This window comes from Flavilitoribacter nigricans DSM 23189 = NBRC 102662 (assembly GCF_002646595.1).
Taxonomy (GTDB): Bacteria; Bacteroidota; Bacteroidia; order Chitinophagales; family Saprospiraceae; genus Flavilitoribacter; species Flavilitoribacter nigricans.
In genome coordinates, this window is the sequence record NZ_PDUD01000025.1 from 1 (window position 1) to 16,807 (window position 16,807).

Consider the following 16,807-nt stretch of genomic DNA (forward strand, 5'->3'; position numbering starts at 1 on the left):
GCGGCAACATCCAATTATTGAATTGGTGTTTAGGCGCAAATAACTCGTGTCCCAGTGCGGTAGCAAACTAACATTATTTTCAATGAACTTTTTGACTCGTTACAAACATACGAGGCGCGGAGCTGCTAGGGAAATAGTGCGACTTCGGCCTTAGCGGATTTTAGTGATCCTGTCGGCTCTTTTCTTTTGGATAGCAGGCAGTGAAAAGAATGGGTGTAGCGGTTTGATCTTCAAAACTGCTACACCCATTTCCTTTTAGATCGCTTCTGTATGGTCAATTAGTTCTGTTCGTATTGCCAATCGATGTAATCTAATAACTTCTTCAGGCTACCGTCGGAAATATCTGAAAAACTGGTCATTACTGTGGGTTTCCATTCATTCCAGGTGGCAAGGGCCAGTGGATGTCCGTCGTAGATAGATTGTTGGGGATCGCGAATAAAATCGTACAGATCACTCTCCGGATAATCGGACCACTTTTCCCGGATACCGCCCAGCGCGGGACCCGTCAGCGGATCTTTCATGTTACGATTATGGCAACTGGCACAAAGGCTGGTAAAAAGCATTTTGCCCTCCAGATGTTCCCCCTTCAGGTCGAGTTGCAAGGCGAGCCAGCGATCAATTTCTTTGCCGATCTCTCTGGCGGACAATTCGGTATGTTCGATGTAATTGTACTGGGCGATCGGTTCTTCCTGGGGTGTCAGCAGGACCAGTAAAGGCGGCCTTTGGGTGAAAAAGACGGCTTCCATCCAGAATTCCCATACCTGCCCCCAGGTGAGCAGCGTGCGTTCCTGCCCCTTTACCCGCCAGGCGGATTGCCCGTGTGTATCGGGGAGGTGAACCAGTTCAAGGGTGCCTTTCGGGAACAACTGGGGCACGGCCGGAGCTCCGTCCATCGGCGTCTGATCATCCAGCAGCAAACGCACCGGGATATAGCTTTCGGCGAGCTCGTCGATATTTGATCTTTCGAGGATGTCGTCCAACTTTTCGCAATCGGGACAGGTACGGGTGAATAGGAGTAGTAGTGGCTTGTTTTCAGCTTTGGCCTGCCGGAGTGCCAATATATAGTCATCCATCCAGACCTGCGGTGTTTCGAATTGCGGCCAGATGATCAGTCCGATCGCGACGGCGGCGACCAGTGCTAATGGAAGCCCCCAGCGAAGCAGACCCGGACCAGTACCTGAATCTGGTTTTTGTGGCAATTCCCGTTGGATCTGCTCCCAGGTCGTTTGCGGAGGGCGCCGGTCAAATGTTCCGGCGATCCGTCTTATTTTGGATTCAAAATTTTCCGTTTGCATGATCTTTTGCGGTTTTACGTGGTGGAGGATTAGCCAAAAGAAATTGAAAAATTAAAAGCCCTGTAAAGTTGACGGTCAGTATTGCTGCAATGCCCGGATCCGCTCCTGCAGGAGTCTCCGGGCCCGTAAATACTGGGAACGCGAAGTACTTTCCGCAATATCCAGTATCCGGGCGATCTCTTTGTGGGAATATCCCTCGACGGCATAAAGGTTGAAAACGGTCCGAAAACCGTCCGGTAATTGCCGGATCAGTTCGATCAGCTGTTCGGCATTCAGGCCTTCGGGATCCGCTTCGGGTTCCTCGGAAGGGATGGCCTCCCAGTCGTAATTCTCCTCTTTGATCCAGCTCTTCCGGCGCAGTTTGGAAATGGCGGTATTGACTACCACCCGGCACATCCAGGCTTCCAGCGGACCATCGCCGCGGAAACGGTTCAGGTCCCGAAAGATCTTGATGAAACCTTCCTGCAGAAAATCCAATGCTTCCGCTTCCGAGCGGGCGTAGCGGAGACACAGCCCGAATAAACGACTTTGGTAGCGCACGTACAATTGCTTCTGAGCATCGGGGTGGCCTTTTATGCAGCGCCGGATCAATAGGTGTTCTTCCATGCAGCAAAGTCGTTTATCGGGAGCTTTTATTGATATGGCGCGGTAGGGGAGGGAAACGCTGCACGGGAGGGTGAAAGACTTTTAGGTTTTTCCAGAATTTATTGGTTTTCAAGACTTTCTAAGTTTCGAAAACTTAGAAAGTCTAATTTTACTAAACACACCCCCTATTCAAACGGGAAAACCTCCGATGGCCGATGCGCAGCTTCCATAATGGCCTTCATGCTCGCCACCAGTTCCGGATGTTCGTCCGCCAGGTTATTGGTCTCTCCGATGTCTTCTTTCAGATTATACAGTTCGATGGGCGCATCTTCGGACGCAAAAACATTATAGCGCACTGCTTTCCAGTCGCCTTGCCGCACGGCCTGCCGGCCTTTTCTTTCGTGAAATTCCCAGTAGAGGTATTCGTGTTCCTGCTGGCCTTCCTGTCCCAGCAGAGTAGGTAGGAACGAAATGCCGTCCAGATCATCCGGCGTCGGGCTGCCGGTCAGTTCGGCCAGGGTTGGCCAGACATCCCAGAATGCCGAAATATGATCCGTTTCGGACCCGGCAGCGATCCGGCCCGGCCAGGTTGCGATCATCGGTACCCGGATGCCTCCTTCGTACAGATCGCGCTTGTAACCCTGCAGCGGCCCGTTGCTGTCAAAGAAATCCGGATCTGCTCCACCTTCCAGGTGCGGACCATTGTCACTGGTGAAAATGATGAGCGTATTTTCCGCCAGCCCCAGATCCTGGATCTTCTTACGGATCTCACCCACCTGATCGTCGAGGATCTTCACCATGGCCGCAAAAGCGGCGTGGGACTCGGCCTGGGAGCCGTAGGGACCTTTGCGGTAGCGATCTCCATCATCGGTACCTTCGTAGTTTTTTTCCGGTAGGAACTTGCCGCGAAATTCGGCCATATACTCTTCCGGCGCGACGAGTTCGGCGTGGGGAATTACGCTCGGCACGTACAAAAAGAAGGGCTCGTCCCGGTGGGTTTCGATGAATTCGAGCGTGGCCTCCTGTATCAGGGCCGGTGCGTAGGCGCCCGTATTGGTTCCTTCGTTGGCTTCCAGCATGACCTTTTCCTCATTATCCCACAGAAAATAAGGATAATAATTATGCGCCAGGGTCTGACTGTTATAGCCGTAAAAAGTATCGAATCCCTGTTGGTTCGGATCGCCGGTAGAGCCAACCGGTCCCAGCCCCCATTTGCCAAAAGCACCGGTGGCGTAACCTTTCTGCTTCAACATTTCCGCCAGGGTGTACAGACTATCGGGAATGGGATATTGTCCTTCGGGCTCGACGCGCCGGTTGCCGCGGATGAAGGTATGGCCGGTGTGTTGGCCGCTCATCAGGGCCGAGCGCGAGGGCGCGCAAACGGTCGTACCGGCGTAGTGCTGGATGAATTTGAGACCATCAGCGGCCAGTTGATCAATATTGGGGGTGCTGAACCGTTTTTGCCCGTACGTACTTAGATCGCCATAGCCGAGATCATCGGCCAGGATATAGACAATATTGGGTAAGCGTTCTTCGCTTTCCACCGTTTCGTTTTCGGAAGAAGCGGACTGACAGGCGGAGAATAAAAGACTGAGCAACAGGGTGGACCAAAAGATCTGGCGCATAGCGTTGGGTATTTATTTAATAAACGCTAAAAGCAACGGCCAACCATTACTTTTAGCGTCCGACGGCCCGCGCTTAGATTCTGCCCTTCCGGTACATTTCGGCGTAATCCCGGGCGAAATAAGTAATGATCACATCCGCTCCGGCCCGGTGGATGCTCAGCAGCGTTTCCGGCATGGCTTTTTCGTAATCCAGCCAGCCGTTCCGGCTTGCAGCCAGTAACATGGCGCATTCTCCGCTAACGTGGTAGGCTGCGATCGGCAGTTCGGAATTTTGTTTCAACAGAGCGATAACATCCAGATAGTTCAGAGCCGGTTTTACCATGAGGAAATCTGCTCCTTCGGCGGTATCCAGCTCGGCTTCGATGAGCGCTTCCCGCTGGTTGGCGGGGTTCATCTGGTAGGTCTTTTTGTCTTTGGGAATATCTTCATCCTCCCGGGGCGCGCTGTCCAGAGCATCGCGGAACGGGCCGTAGAAAGCGCTGGCGTATTTGGCAGTGTAGGCCATAATGCCGGTCTCCGTGAAACCTTTTTCATCCAGGGTTTCCCGCATGTAGCCGATGCGGCCATCCATCATATCGCTGGGGCCGAGAATATCGAATCCGGCTTCGGCCTGGGCAATGGACATTTTGCCGAGTATCGGCAGCGTTTCGTCGTTGAGGATGCGGCCACCGCTGACGAGGCCATCGTGCCCATCGGAGCTGTAGGGATCCATAGCGACATCACTGATCAGACAACATTCCGGGAAACGTTTTTTTATCTCCGTGGCGGCTTTCAGGTAAAAGTTATCCGCGTGGTAGCCGTAGGTGCCGGTCTTGTTCTTCCGGTCATCGGGTACGGCCGGGAACATGATGAAACTCGTGATGCCCAGGTTCAGGCAGGCTTCCACTTCCGGCAGTACCTGGTCAATGGAAAGCCGGTAGGTGCCGGGCAGCGAGCTTACTTCTTCCCGGATTTTCTTTCCGTCCAGCAAAAAGATCGGTTGTACAAGGTGGTGGGGGGTGAGATGGGTTTCGGTCACTAGTCCGCGGATGGCGGCCGACCGGCGGTTGCGACGTGGTCTTCGGAGCATTACTTCATATTTTGTTGGCAAATGCCGGACCGGGTTTGTCGGATTAGCCACTACTGATACGGCGGCATATCTCGTTGTAATGGGATCTTATTCCCGGATCTCGATCCGGCGTGCATTTTTTAGAAAACGTATAAGCTTTTACAGAATGCGAAGATAGGAAAAGCCGGAAGGGAAAAGGAGCGGTCGCGACGCAGGGGAGGAATTATTGCCGGATTTTGACAGAATGGGAGCCATAGCGTGCGGGGAGGGTGCAATTTGGGATCTTAACTCCAGTGGAGTTAAGATCCCAAATGCCGGTTCCAGGTCGGATGGACTGTTAATCCCAGGAGAAGCCGAATTTCAGGTCGATCTGAAAGAAGGGAGCCGATAGGTCGCCGCTTTCCAGATTGGCCACATCGGAATCCATGACAAAGCGGTAACCGCCATCCAGCCCCAAACGCATCCACTGGAAGACGTTGACCTCGATCCCGGCGGAGGGCTGCATCACAAATACCCGGTCGCGTTCTCCATCGGCCAGATCCAGGCGACCACCACCGGTGAGTACGTTAAAGCGGGCGTGCACGGAACGGTACGCGTTAGGCGCTACTCCGAGAATAAAACCACCGTAGCGAAAGCGGAAGGGATCTACCCCTTCGATATTGACATTCTCGCGGGTACGGAATCCTCCCCAGCCGAGGAAGAGGGAGCGACCAAATTCCAGTCCGCCGTAACCACCGCGTACGTAGACCCAGTCTTCACCGAATTGGGAGTAGTTATATACCGGAGCGCCCCAGGCGCCGGTCAGACCGCCGGCGCGGCCGAACAGGGTTTCTTCCCGCTGTCCGAACATGGCAATGGAAAAAAGGCAAAAGGTAGCGACTAGGAGCAGTTTGTAGGTTTTCATATTGTAGTTATTTTGATGGATTGTCGGCCGGTAATGCGATCCCGGTCCGCTGAAATCGTTTTTCAAAAATGACGCATTCGTTGTGAAAAGGATGCAATTTTTCGGCGGGTCCCCCCCCTGTATCGACAGGATTTAACGTTGTTTAAGCACCGGGGGCTTTTTTTAAAACTTTTTAACAGAAATGAATATAGGGGAGGACCCCGATGCCGGCTCAGTCTCAGCAAGGAGAAAGATCACCTATGCATTATTTTGCAGGGCGAATGGGTGCCATACTGCTGCCGGAGATCCGTCGAGCTTTATTTTTAGTTTGGGAAACTATCCCCCGGGCCTATTTGTTATTCTGGTTTCGACCGGCGAAACCTGGCTGAAAAAGAAACTGGTCATTGCAAAATAGGTCCGAATGTGAGGCCTGTTGTTGTCGTTTTTTTTACCTTTTGCCTTTGGGCTAAAACCGGAATAAGCTTCCAACTTAATTAGCGATGAAAAACTTCACTCTGTCCAATCCGTTTGGGAACCGGCAAAAAGAATTCTGGCTGATCATTGGCGCCTTTGCGGCCGTTTACGTCGTTTGGGGAGCCACCTATCTTTTCAATTATTTTGCGATCGAGGCAATCCCGCCCTTTTTGATGGGGGGTACCCGTTTTTTCACGGCGGGGCTGTTGTTATTCGGCTTCCTGCATTTTCGCAAAACGCCCCTGCCTTCGGCCCGGCAGTGGTTTTGGTCCTTTATTCTGGGCATTCTTTTTCTCGCCCTGGGCTCGGGAGGGCTCATTTGGGCTATCCAGTTTATCGATACCGGATTTGCGGCTTTACTGGTAGCAATTGACCCATTGGTCATTATGTTCCTGCTCTGGGCTATTCAGGGGGTGCGCCCCGGTGGACGGGCGCTGATCGGAGCCTTACTGGGTATGATGGGCATGTATCTGTTGTTGGGGCAGCCCCAACTGGATGCACACCCCAAGGCCTGGATGGGCCTGCTGGCGATCGGGATCAGTCTGGTGGCCTGGGCGTTTGCTTCTATCTATGTCAGCCGGTTGGATCTGCCGGAAAACCGCTTCCAGCGTTCGTCTATGCAGATGCTGAGTGGCGGCGCGGTGCTGATGCTTTTTAGCTGGGTAACCGGCGAAGCGGCTACCTTTGAGCTGTCCGGACTGAGTTGGAAAGCGGGCTTGTCCTGGTTGTATCTGGTCGCTTTCGGCTCTATTCTGGCGTTTTCCTGCTTCAATTATCTACTATCTAAAGTTTCCCCGGAGAAGGTTGCTACTTCTACCTATGTGAATCCTTTGGTGGCACTGTTGCTGGGCTGGTCTTTTAATAACGAAGTGATCAATCCGGGTGCGCTGGTTGCCGGCGGATTGATGCTGGCGGGCGTGTATTTTATCAATTCCACCAGCCGGAAACCGGCCTAAGCAATACGAAAATTATCGCGTCTGGTCGAAGTACATGACCACCCGCAGGATGAGGAAAACATCTTCGTAGAATTCCCGGATCAGATCGAAGCGGAGATTGGTGAAGAAAATGGAAGGCTCCAGGAGGTCCCGGGGTTCGGTGATGCCGGCAAATACTTTCCGGTCGTCAAAGGCGATGTAGATGTCCTTACCGGTTTTTTCGACATAATCGAGGATGGCGGCCTGCATGGGTTCGGAAAGGATGCCGACTACATGGGTATCCTCCGTGGCGTAGACTACGAATTGATTGCGAAAGGCTTCGTTCAGGATCTCGTCCTCCACGTTGATGGCTCCGGTCCAGGTAAATTCCTTGATGGCCCGGGTGTGGTACTGCCGCCGGTGGCGCGGCCAGATGCGGATGGAGCCTTGCGTTTCTTCACTGAAGGTGGAGGTCAGGAAAACTCCTTCGAACACGGTATCCAGCTGATTGCCTACCTGGGAGACCTGCCGGACGAGTAACTCACTCATTTCAAAAGGCATCAGGCTGACCTGGCCTTTGATATAATCTTCTCCCAGAAAGAATTCTGCCTTGGTCGCAAAAAGACCGCTACTGAGAAATTGCGTTTTGGTAATGCTTTTGTCCGGCTCGTAGTGCAGTTCGGAATAGTTGGGCATCTGCCCCATAAAATCCAGGATCAGCCGCATGACGTTCGGTTTAAATCCCTGAATAAACTCCCGGACCTGCACCACGAGAAAGCCGATGTAGATAACGATCGGAATACTGAGGAACATGGCCACTACCCAGATCCCGATGATGAGTTCGAGAACGAACAGGGCCAGGAGCAGGAAAATGGAAAACCCGATCAGTCGCAAAAGGCGCGCCCGTGCACGTTCCTGCCGTACCAGTTCCGGATGGATGGTATGGTTGTAGTACAATCGAAATTCTTCCAGCCTTTTTACAAAAGGATCTTCTTCCATGTTTTAAATCTCAGGCTTTAACCAACCTCTAAGGACACAATGGACTCTATGTAAGTGTAAGATATAGGGGCCAAACGGCAATTTAATAACAAATAAAATTAAACATGGCCGTTATTCCCTCATCCGGGGCATAAATTTACCGGATACCGGTTTGGATCGTTACATTCGGCACAAATTTATCCTTTGTTTTGTAAATCAAAAAAGTGTACCTTTGCGGGTCTATGAAAATGAAACCAATTTATACAGTTTTTGTAGGGCTTTTAGCCATAGTGGTTTTCTCCGCTTGTAAGAGCGAATTCGAAAAAATTCGCACCAGCGGTGATCCGGCATTAGTATTGCAGAAAGCCAATGCCTACTACGAGGAAGAAGAGTACCAGAAAGCACAGACGCTTTATGAATTGGTGATCGGTTCCTACCGGGGAAAGGCCGAAGCGGAAGATATTTATTTCAAGTACGCTTATACCTATTACTATCTGCGGCAGTATGTGCTGGCGGCTTACTATTTCAAGAATTTCGCCCAGACTTACGGCGGTAGTTCCAAGCGGCAGGATGCGGAATTCATGGCGGCGTACAGCAACTATCAGATGTCGCCCACTTTCCGATTGGATCAGACCTATACCCTAAAGGCCATTGAGGAGTTCCAGGCGTTCATTAACGCTTATCCCAATAACCCACGGGTAACGGAATGTAATAACCTGATCGATGAGATGCGGGCCAAACTGGAGCGCAAGGCCTTTGAGGAAGGCGTATTGTATTTTGATATTCGCCAGTACCAGTCGGCTATGCAGTCCTTCGAGAACCTGCTCAAGGATTTTCCGGAAACCGATCGCGCGGACGAGGTGCGCTACATGATCATTAAGTCATCTTTTCTGATGGCGGAAAACAGTTTTGTCGATAAGCAGGAGGAACGCTACCGGGAAACGGCCAACTTGTCGTTGGAATTCCTGGGACGCTACGGTGAGAGTGAACACGTGAAAGAAGTGTCCTCCATTCTCAATAATTCTCAGAAAAAATTAAAACAACTGGATAATGTCGGATATCAAGAACAAAGTGCAGGGGCTGGATCCTAACGTTCGTGCCCGGGACATTAAACAACTGGTCGGTTCTACCGCCAATGTTTACGAAGCGCTGAATGTTATCACCAAGCGTGCCCGTCAACTGGCCGTGGATCTGAAATACGAACTGCACAACAAACTGGAGGAATTTGCCGTATCATCCGATACCATCGAGGAGGTGAGCGAGAACAAAGAGCAGATTGAGATCTCCAAGTTTTACGAGCGCCTGCCGAATCCGGTGATCATCGCTACGGAAGAATACCTGAACGATGAGTTGTACTATCGCTACAACGAGCGCAAGAAAAGACGATAATCGGATCGGGCTGCTGTCGGGCAACCGGGGGTAGCAATATTCTTTCTTCCAAATTTTCCAACTGGAAAAATAACTGCCGGATGATTGCCTAGTGCCAGTCATCCGGCAATTGTGTTTATATCACTATGGCAGATCTGCACGGTAAAAAGATCATTCTGGGGATAAGCGGCAGTATTGCAGCTTACAAGTCGGCCTTTCTGACCCGCCTGCTGGTGAAGGCCGGAGCTTCCGTTCGGGTATTGATGACGCCGGCCGCCGCTCAGTTTATCAGCCCGCTTACCCTTTCCACGCTTTCCAAAAATCCCGTTTATTCGGACGTGCAGTCCGAAGCGGGCTGGAACAACCACGTTGAACTCGGCCTGTGGGCAGATGCGATGATCATCGCTCCGGCGACCGCCAATACGCTGGCCCGGCTGGCCGGCGGGATCTGTGATAATATGCTGTCTGCGGTCTATTTGTCCGCTCGCTGCCCGGTATTTTTTGCACCGGCCATGGATGTGGACATGTGGCACCATCCGGCAACCCAGGAGAATCTCCGGAAACTGCGTACTTACGGCAACGAGATCATCCCCGTTGAGCACGGTGAACTGGCCAGCGGACTGGTAGGGGAGGGGCGGATGGCCGAACCGGAAACCATCGTCGCGTTCCTGACGGAGCAGTTCCTACGAAGGCAGGATCTGGCCGGCAAAAAAGTGCTGATCACCGCCGGGCCCACCTACGAAGCGATCGATCCGGTACGATTCATTGGGAACCGATCCTCCGGAAAAATGGGGATCGCCATTGCGGAGGAAGCTGCGTCCCGGGGCGCCCGGGTTACCCTGGTACTCGGGCCCTCAGCCCTGCGGGCAAAGCATCCCGGGATTGACACCATTCACGTGGAATCGGCCCGGGAAATGTACGTACGGGCCACCGCACAGTTCCCGGAATGCGATATCGCCGTGCTTTCGGCGGCAGTCGCGGATTACCGGCCGGTGAAGGTCGCTGATCAAAAGCTCAAGAAAGAAGATGGTACGCCGAAACTCGAGCTGGAGCGGACGCCCGATATTGCCGCTGCTCTGGGGGAGATGAAGCAGGCCGGCCAGCGGATCATCGGTTTTGCTCTGGAGACCAACAATGAGACCGCCAATGCCCGCAAAAAGCTGGAAAAGAAAAACTTCGATCTCATCGTGCTCAATTCGCTACGGGATGCCGGTGCGGGTTTCCAGCACGACACCAATAAGATTTCTATCCTCAGTCAGGACAATAAGACGCGCCATTTTGAGTTAAAAACAAAGGCGGAAGTAGCAAAGGATATCATCAATACCCTGCTTCCGATATTGTAAATTGTAAATTGTTTGATAATCCGGCCGGAAGCCGGATCCATAAGTATACCATGAGCAGACTACTTTTAATCGGTGCATTCGTTCTCGGAGTTATCGGCCTGCAGGCCCAGGAACTGAACGTAAACGTGAAGGTGAATACACAAAAATTGCAGACGGTCGATCCCAAGGTATTTGAGACCCTGGAACAGACCATCACGGAATTTTTGAACAGCCAGAAATGGACCACCGACGTTTTTGAGACCCAGGAACGGATCAATTGCAACTTCATCCTGACTATCCAGGAAGAACTTTCTCCCACCAGCTTCAAAGCGGATCTGGCGGTACAGTCCTCCCGGCCGGTCTACGATTCGGAATACGATACCCCGCTGTTCAACTATATCGATAAGGAAGTAACCTTCTTCTACGAGCAATACCAACCGGTACAGTACAGCCGGAACCAGTACAACGACAACCTTTCCGCCGTACTGGCCTACTATGCCTTTATCATTCTCGGTAAGGACTACGATTCTTTTTCACCCATGGGTGGGGAGCCTTATTTTCAACTGGCCCAGGATATACTGAACAGCGTACCCCAGAGTGCCGCTTCGGCCAACCCGGGCTGGCGCTCCGTGGAAAGTAACCGAAACCGTTACTGGCTGATCGAAAATATCATGTCCCCCCGGGTACGCCCGCTGCGCCAGGCCATGTACAATTACCACCGCCAGGGACTGGACCTGATGTCTCAGGATATAGAAACCGGCCGGGCAGTGATCGCTCAGGCATTGGAAGAAGTGGGTCGGGTGAATCAATCTTACCCGAACTCTATGATCGTTCAGCTTTTCAACAATGAGAAATCATCCGAACTGGTGGAGATCTTTAAAATGGGCAGTATGGATCAGCAGAATGAAGTGATCCGTCTGATGAGCCGGCTCGATCCGGCCAATGCCTCAAAATACCGGGAGATCAAGTAATTCTTATCTTTGAATCTCTATTATGGCAGGTATATCGGTAACCTCATTGGGCCGGTATACCTGCCATTTTTTTATCCGTTAAATGGAGGCCCATCGCCAAACTTAGCGGTACCGCTGTTTAGCGTACCAGGGTGATATCCCCTTTCAGCATACCGGGCTGACCGTCGAGGTAGGTAAAGTGCAGAACGAAGATAAAAACGGCCGGATCCATCGGTTGGTTATTGAAGATGCCGTCCCAGCCGAACTTTTCCTGATTGCCGTGGAATTCCTGCTGGTAGTGCATCTGATTGCCCCAGCGGTCAAATATCCGGAATTCATTGATGATCTTGATATTGGGATTGGTGAACGGGTAAACCCGATCGTTGATCCCGTCGCTATTGGGCGAAAAGGCATTGGGTACGTAGATATCGTCTTCCCGGATCACCGTGATCTTGATTTCGTCCTCAACCCAGCATCCCCGACTGTCAAACGCCCTCAAGGTATAGGTAGTCGTTTCACTGGGCCGGGCCCGGGTCGGCAGCGTATTCGTCGGCTGGAGCGAATCACTGGGTACCCAGTAGAGGGAGTCGATCTGAAAATTGGCCACTCCGTCCAGACGGACCGATTCTCCGTAGCGAATTTTCTGATCCGGACCGAGGATCAGCTCCAATGGGGTAAATTCCGCAATAACCACATCCTGACGCGTACTGCAGCCAAATTCATCGGAAATCTCGATGGTATGCCGACCCGCCGCAATATCGGTGATGAGCAGGGGCGTCTGAACGACTTCCCGGGCGGTACCGCCGTCAATGCTGTAAAAATACGCCGGTATTCCACCGAAAACCGTATCCAGAATAACGGCTCCGCTGGATCCGCCGTCACAATCCAGAGGCAGGGTGGAAAGACGCATTTGAATGGGCGGGGGCGCTTCCAGTTGCACAAATGCTTCGGCCGTACAGCCGAGTGCGTCGGTTACCACTACACTGTAAACGCCAGGGCCGAGATTAGTGCGTTCGGGCATCCGGACACCATCCTGCCAGACAAACTCAAAGGGACCGGTGCCGGACATGACCATGGCCCGGATCGCACCGTCCTGCTGATCGGCACAGCTAACTCCGTAGCCCAGGTAATCCGTATCGGTCACCACGTCTACCATCAGCATGCTTACGCGAACGGTCGCATCCCCACCGATAGTCACTGTACAGAATTCCGGCGGCACCAAAGCCTGCACTACGGAATAGGTCGTATTGTCATTGGGTTTTACGGTGATCACATCTCCGTCCTCTACACCGTAGATCCAGGTGGGATTGCCACCGTTGACGGCATATTGGACATCGATGGGGGTCAGCGCATTGAGTACCCTGAACTCCAGGACGGCCTCTTCGCCCATGCAAATATCCTGATCACCTACCAGAGCGACGGTTACGTCTTCCTGGAAGATAAGATCGACCTGTACGAGGCTGTCACAGCCATTTTCTCCGGAACCCGAAAACACCTCCATCCCGCTCGGCCGGTTGATGTCATAGACCGTACCGTTTACGGTCAGGCTGGCGTCCCGGCAGAGGGTATCCCGCAGCACGGACATCGGAGCGTCGAAAAAGCTCAGATTGATCTCCACCAGACTGTCACAACCGTTGCGGGCTTCCCCGAGCAGGCGCTCCTGGCCGAAAGGGTTTTCGCGATTGTAATCTGTGCCATTGACGGTGATGGTTTCGCCGGGACAGATCGTATCACTGACAAACCCTACGGCTTCCGGATAATAACTGATGGAAATTTCCAGCGTGCTGTCGCAACCGTTGCTGCTGCCTCCCGGAAACATTTCGATACCACTCAGTCGCTGTTCGTTGTAGGTGACACCGTTGATGATAAGTACTTCTCCCGGACAAAGAACTTCTTCCAGACGCCCGGTTGCCGGAGGATAAAAGGAAAGGTTGATATTGATCAGACTATCGCAGCCGGTACCGTTGGGAATGATCTCCATGCCGGAGGGCCGGTTGATGTCATAGGTCTGCCCATTGATGGTAATGCTGCCGTCCGGGCAGAGCGTGTCGGTTATTTCGTTGACGGATTCACTGGCGAAATTGAGCGTAATATTTACTGTGCTGTCACAGCCGAACTCATTGGCTCCGATCAGGACTTCGGTGCCCGTCGGCCGGTTGATATCGTAGGTCTGCCCGTTGATCACTACACTTTCATTAGGGCATAAGGTTGCCGTATAGTTCGCTTCGGTAGGTTGGGCGATATCGATAACGCTCTCCCGTGTCTCTTCATTGATACAGTTGGCGTCCGATACCCGCAGGAGTTGCAGACGCAGGCTGCCGCTGGTTACACCGTAATCGGCCGGACAGATGGTCAGGATATCGGTCATCTGATCGGTGTTTACATTCAACGGGTTGCTCTGATTGCCGCTCCGTAGTATGAACTCCGCAAAAAAGGGAGCGGTACCGGTAAAATTGAGTTCCAGGTCGTAACATTCGTCACTGCAGACGGTCCCGTTTTCCGTAAAACTGACGGCAGGCGGGCTGAAGTCCGTCTCTACGGTGGCGCTTATACTGCTCTGGCAGTTGTTGGCTCCCGTAACGGTTACGGTGTAATTGCCGGCCGCCAGTCCGCTGAGTTGAGACTGGCCGTCAAAGGCATCATTATCCCAATCGTAGGTGACCGGTGAGATCCAGTTGCCGGTCAGGATTACCCGGATCGAACCGTCGGCACTTCCCGGACAGCTTTCATCGCTTATATCGACATCTAGTCCATTGGAACAATTGCCGTCCGCCACGGTGAACGAGCAGGTCTGTTCACAATTATTGGCGTCCACCACCACCAGATCATAAGTACCCGCCGGCAGGCTGTCAATAACGAATTCGGTAGCCATACCGATGGAAATATCTCCGGTTTTTGGGCCGGTCCAACTGGCCCGGTAGGGACGGCTACCACCGCTCACCTGGATGCGCGCGCGGCCGTCACTACCCCCGAGTACGGATACCGGGTTTTGCACCGAGCAGTTCAGGTCGATCATCGGTGGTGATTCAAGCAGGAAGGACAGGATCTCCGAGCAGCCCGTTTCATCGGTTACGGTCACTTCGTACTGGCCCGCCGCCAGGTTTTGGGGCGCATTCTGGCCGTTGAGACTGCTTACATTCCAGCTATAAGTCAGGTTGCCCTGGGCGCCGGTAGGGGTAAGCGTGATACTACCGTCCGCTTCTCCGAAGCACTGGGGCTCGGTAAAGGTCCCGCTTACTTCCAGGTCACAATTGGGCGCATCGATATCTACCTGGCAGAAAGCCACACAGCCGAGCGCATCGCGTACCCGTACCTGGTAGGTGCCGGCGCGGAGGGTGCTTACCGTGAGCGTATCATTCGCCGAAAAGATCTGAGCGGAATCGGTTTCCGGCCCTTCCCAGACTACCCAATAGGGCGCAATGCCACCGGAAGCAGTAAAACTGGCAACTCCATCATCGCCGATCACGGTACCGACATCCTGCAATTTATTGCAGTCCAGGATCAGTTCATTCGGTTCGATAATGGACAGCATCTGATTACTGGAACAGCCGATGGCATCGGTAACCGTGACCCCGTAACTACCGGCCGGCAGATCGGTCAGGCTCGTCTGGTTATCGTAAGCCGGATTCGACCAGCTGATATTATAAGGTGGCGTGCCGCCGGTGATCTCGATCTCGATACTGCCGTCCGTATCGCCAAAGCAACTGAGGGTGCCGATCGTTACAAAGCGAATAGTCGGTGCTCTGCCGACAACGAGTTCCACGGGAACCGGATCGCTGAGGCAGGCGCCATTGTCGATGACCGCATAGATCTGTCCGGCCCCGGAAGAATACAAGGTACTGTCCGCAATTATGTTGGTCAAATTCACGTCCTCGTACCAAAGCACCTGATCATTAGTGCCTCCGTTTATTTCGGAGGCGTAAGCGGTCAGGTCGAAGATGCCGATACCGGCGCCGTTGGCGTTGCAGGCCGTTGCCCGCAGGTTATCGCCGGCCACGGGCGTATCGAGTACAACCACTTCAATGCTATTGGGTTCGGCACATTCGTCGACATTTGGGACGAAGGTAAGATCGTAGGTCGCTCCGTTGATCTGGTCGGGGTCAAAGAGGTTATTGCTCACTCCGTCTCCAGTCCAGGTCCCTTCGATGCCATCCTGGGTAGTTTCCAGGGTGTAGGGCGTATCCTGGGCACAGAGCGGATTGGGTACCGTTAGGTTGGGCGTGACGGGATCGGCGATGTTAACCCGGAACATTTCCAGCGGGCTACAGGGCGCGGTCTCATCGAAAATAAAGAGGGTGGTACTGCGGGTGATCACCGATCCCGAGGCGTAGGAGACGCCCGTGCCGTAGGGCCCGGTATAATAGCGTTCTCCGTTGGTAAGGTGCATACCGGTCACGGAAGGTAGTACCAGGCTTCCGCAACCGAATAGGTTGCCGGGGTTGACAAATTCGGGAGGAATGGTTCCGCCGGTCACGGGAGGGGTGATCCCACAGCCCCGGTTCTCATAAGTGGTCGGAGCGTCCGGAGCGTAGAAAGCTCCATCGCCGCCCACCAGCTGGTTACGATCGTAGACGACGGTTTCGTTGCAAAGGGTATTGGCCAGCGCGATCAGGCTGGTCCGGGTGCCCGTTCCCCGGTTACTGAAGGCTTCTATAGACCGAACACAATCATTCTGGAGCACATAGACGCACTCCCCGTTACCGCAGAGATAACTGAAATCGATCGGTTCGTTGGCATTTCCGCTGGTTTGGATAATTACTACGGCATTGGGTGGGATCTCTTCGTCCTGGCTGACAACCTGAACGTTCGGACAGCCGGTGACCAGGGCGGCGTTTCCGGGCTGAAAACGGCAGGGACGGGTGCCGGGGACATTACCTACATTGATATTGATATCGTTGTTGTGCTCACCGGAGCCGTTGCCGCTGATATCAAAACTGATCTGGAGGTCACCGGTGTTGAAGCCGGTCCCCGAATCCAGGATGATGAATTCATTGCGCACTTCATCTCCGCAGGGGTCCACCATTATCGCTTTCAGGCTTGGGCACTGGGCGTAAGTCTGCCCTCCCGTCCAAAGGACGAACCCCATGAGCTTCAAAAAGCTTAAATACGATAGGTGCTTCCGGAAATACATACGGAGTTTTGGGATTCAAAAAATTAGTTTCCACAGCTATTTTAAATGATCATAGCCATAGCCTTAATTACCGGATGAGCATTGACCTCGGTGTATCTAATAGTATGTCACGGGATTTGTTTATACGATGTTTCTACCGGGAAAACGTCAGTAGCGAAGGGATTGCCTAATGGTTTATGAACTACTATTTATTATAATTTTTCACTCTTTAAGGGTATCAGGTATATTTATCGT

The 16,807-nt window shown here is 52.8% G+C and carries 12 protein-coding genes; 5 read left to right on the forward strand and 7 right to left on the reverse strand.

What is annotated here, in order from left to right; all coding sequences use genetic code 11:
* Positions 1-278: 278 nt before the first annotated feature.
* The 5 genes from CRP01_RS20465 to CRP01_RS20485 all read right to left on the reverse strand — a co-directional run bounded on the left by CRP01_RS20465 (position 279) and on the right by CRP01_RS20485 (position 5,457).
* A complete protein-coding gene (locus tag CRP01_RS20465; protein ID WP_099151968.1) occupies positions 279-1,295 on the reverse strand; it encodes a c-type cytochrome in 1,017 nt (338 codons plus the stop codon).
* 75 nt (positions 1,296-1,370) lie between these two features.
* Complete coding sequence (locus CRP01_RS20470; protein ID WP_099151969.1) at positions 1,371-1,901, reverse strand: RNA polymerase sigma factor; 531 nt, start codon at positions 1,899-1,901, stop codon at positions 1,371-1,373.
* Positions 1,902-2,065: 164 nt separating this feature from the next.
* On the reverse strand, positions 2,066-3,505 hold the full coding sequence (locus tag CRP01_RS20475; RefSeq protein WP_099151970.1) for an arylsulfatase: 1,440 nt from the start codon (positions 3,503-3,505) through the stop codon (positions 2,066-2,068).
* Between the two features lie 73 nt (positions 3,506-3,578).
* Entirely contained in the window at positions 3,579-4,574 is a 996-nt protein-coding gene (gene hemB / locus CRP01_RS20480; protein ID WP_099151971.1) for a porphobilinogen synthase, read from the reverse strand.
* Positions 4,575-4,890: 316 nt separating this feature from the next.
* Positions 4,891-5,457: a hypothetical protein gene (locus CRP01_RS20485; RefSeq protein WP_143473469.1), complete on the reverse strand. Its 567-nt coding sequence runs from the start codon at positions 5,455-5,457 to the stop codon at positions 4,891-4,893.
* 479 nt (positions 5,458-5,936) lie between these two features.
* Between CRP01_RS20485 and CRP01_RS20495 the strand changes: the two genes are divergently transcribed.
* Positions 5,937-6,866 (forward strand): EamA family transporter, encoded by a 930-nt coding sequence (locus CRP01_RS20495; protein WP_099151974.1) that lies wholly within the window; start codon positions 5,937-5,939, stop codon positions 6,864-6,866.
* 12 nt (positions 6,867-6,878) lie between these two features.
* Here the strand turns inward: CRP01_RS20495 and CRP01_RS20500 are convergent, their stop codons facing one another.
* Positions 6,879-7,823 (reverse strand): DUF3137 domain-containing protein, encoded by a 945-nt coding sequence (locus tag CRP01_RS20500; protein ID WP_099151975.1) that lies wholly within the window; start codon positions 7,821-7,823, stop codon positions 6,879-6,881.
* Positions 7,824-8,050: 227 nt separating this feature from the next.
* Here CRP01_RS20500 and CRP01_RS20505 point away from each other — a divergent pair, with 227 nt between their 5' ends.
* The 4 genes from CRP01_RS20505 (at position 8,051) to porD (ending at position 11,463) form a co-directional block, all read left to right on the forward strand.
* Positions 8,051-8,893 (forward strand): outer membrane protein assembly factor BamD, encoded by an 843-nt coding sequence (locus CRP01_RS20505; protein WP_099152207.1) that lies wholly within the window; start codon positions 8,051-8,053, stop codon positions 8,891-8,893.
* On the forward strand, positions 8,853-9,191 hold the full coding sequence (locus CRP01_RS20510; protein WP_099151976.1) for a DNA-directed RNA polymerase subunit omega: 339 nt from the start codon (positions 8,853-8,855) through the stop codon (positions 9,189-9,191). The genes CRP01_RS20505 and CRP01_RS20510 overlap by 41 nt, the downstream gene beginning before the upstream one ends.
* Positions 9,192-9,316: 125 nt before the next feature.
* Positions 9,317-10,513 carry a bifunctional phosphopantothenoylcysteine decarboxylase/phosphopantothenate--cysteine ligase CoaBC gene (gene coaBC, locus CRP01_RS20515; protein ID WP_099151977.1) on the forward strand — a complete coding sequence of 399 codons (1,197 nt, stop codon included), beginning with the start codon at positions 9,317-9,319 and terminating at the stop codon, positions 10,511-10,513.
* A 50-nt stretch (positions 10,514-10,563) separates the two neighbouring features.
* Positions 10,564-11,463: a type IX secretion system protein PorD gene (gene porD, locus CRP01_RS20520; RefSeq protein ID WP_143473470.1), complete on the forward strand. Its 900-nt coding sequence runs from the start codon at positions 10,564-10,566 to the stop codon at positions 11,461-11,463.
* A 118-nt stretch (positions 11,464-11,581) separates the two neighbouring features.
* Here the strand turns inward: porD and CRP01_RS20525 are convergent, their stop codons facing one another.
* Positions 11,582-16,528 (reverse strand): T9SS type B sorting domain-containing protein, encoded by a 4,947-nt coding sequence (locus tag CRP01_RS20525; RefSeq protein ID WP_170110469.1) that lies wholly within the window; start codon positions 16,526-16,528, stop codon positions 11,582-11,584.
* Positions 16,529-16,807: the final 279 nt, after the last annotated feature.

What these genes read in the sequence shown, in the direction of transcription:
- CRP01_RS20510 (WP_099151976.1), top strand. Translation starts at nt 8,853, where the DNA reads ATGTCGGATATCAAGAACAAAGTGCAGGGGCTGGATCCTAACGTTCGT.
- CRP01_RS20525 (WP_170110469.1), bottom strand. Translation starts at nt 16,528, where the DNA reads ATGGGGTTCGTCCTTTGGACGGGAGGGCAGACTTACGCCCAGTGCCCA.
- porD (WP_143473470.1), top strand. Translation starts at nt 10,564, where the DNA reads ATGAGCAGACTACTTTTAATCGGTGCATTCGTTCTCGGAGTTATCGGC.
- CRP01_RS20475 (WP_099151970.1), bottom strand. Translation starts at nt 3,505, where the DNA reads ATGCGCCAGATCTTTTGGTCCACCCTGTTGCTCAGTCTTTTATTCTCC.
- CRP01_RS20500 (WP_099151975.1), bottom strand. Translation starts at nt 7,823, where the DNA reads ATGGAAGAAGATCCTTTTGTAAAAAGGCTGGAAGAATTTCGATTGTAC.
- CRP01_RS20495 (WP_099151974.1), top strand. Translation starts at nt 5,937, where the DNA reads ATGAAAAACTTCACTCTGTCCAATCCGTTTGGGAACCGGCAAAAAGAA.
- hemB (WP_099151971.1), bottom strand. Translation starts at nt 4,574, where the DNA reads ATGCTCCGAAGACCACGTCGCAACCGCCGGTCGGCCGCCATCCGCGGA.
- coaBC (WP_099151977.1), top strand. Translation starts at nt 9,317, where the DNA reads ATGGCAGATCTGCACGGTAAAAAGATCATTCTGGGGATAAGCGGCAGT.
- CRP01_RS20470 (WP_099151969.1), bottom strand. Translation starts at nt 1,901, where the DNA reads ATGGAAGAACACCTATTGATCCGGCGCTGCATAAAAGGCCACCCCGAT.
- CRP01_RS20465 (WP_099151968.1), bottom strand. Translation starts at nt 1,295, where the DNA reads ATGCAAACGGAAAATTTTGAATCCAAAATAAGACGGATCGCCGGAACA.
- CRP01_RS20505 (WP_099152207.1), top strand. Translation starts at nt 8,051, where the DNA reads ATGAAACCAATTTATACAGTTTTTGTAGGGCTTTTAGCCATAGTGGTT.
- CRP01_RS20485 (WP_143473469.1), bottom strand. Translation starts at nt 5,457, where the DNA reads ATGAAAACCTACAAACTGCTCCTAGTCGCTACCTTTTGCCTTTTTTCC.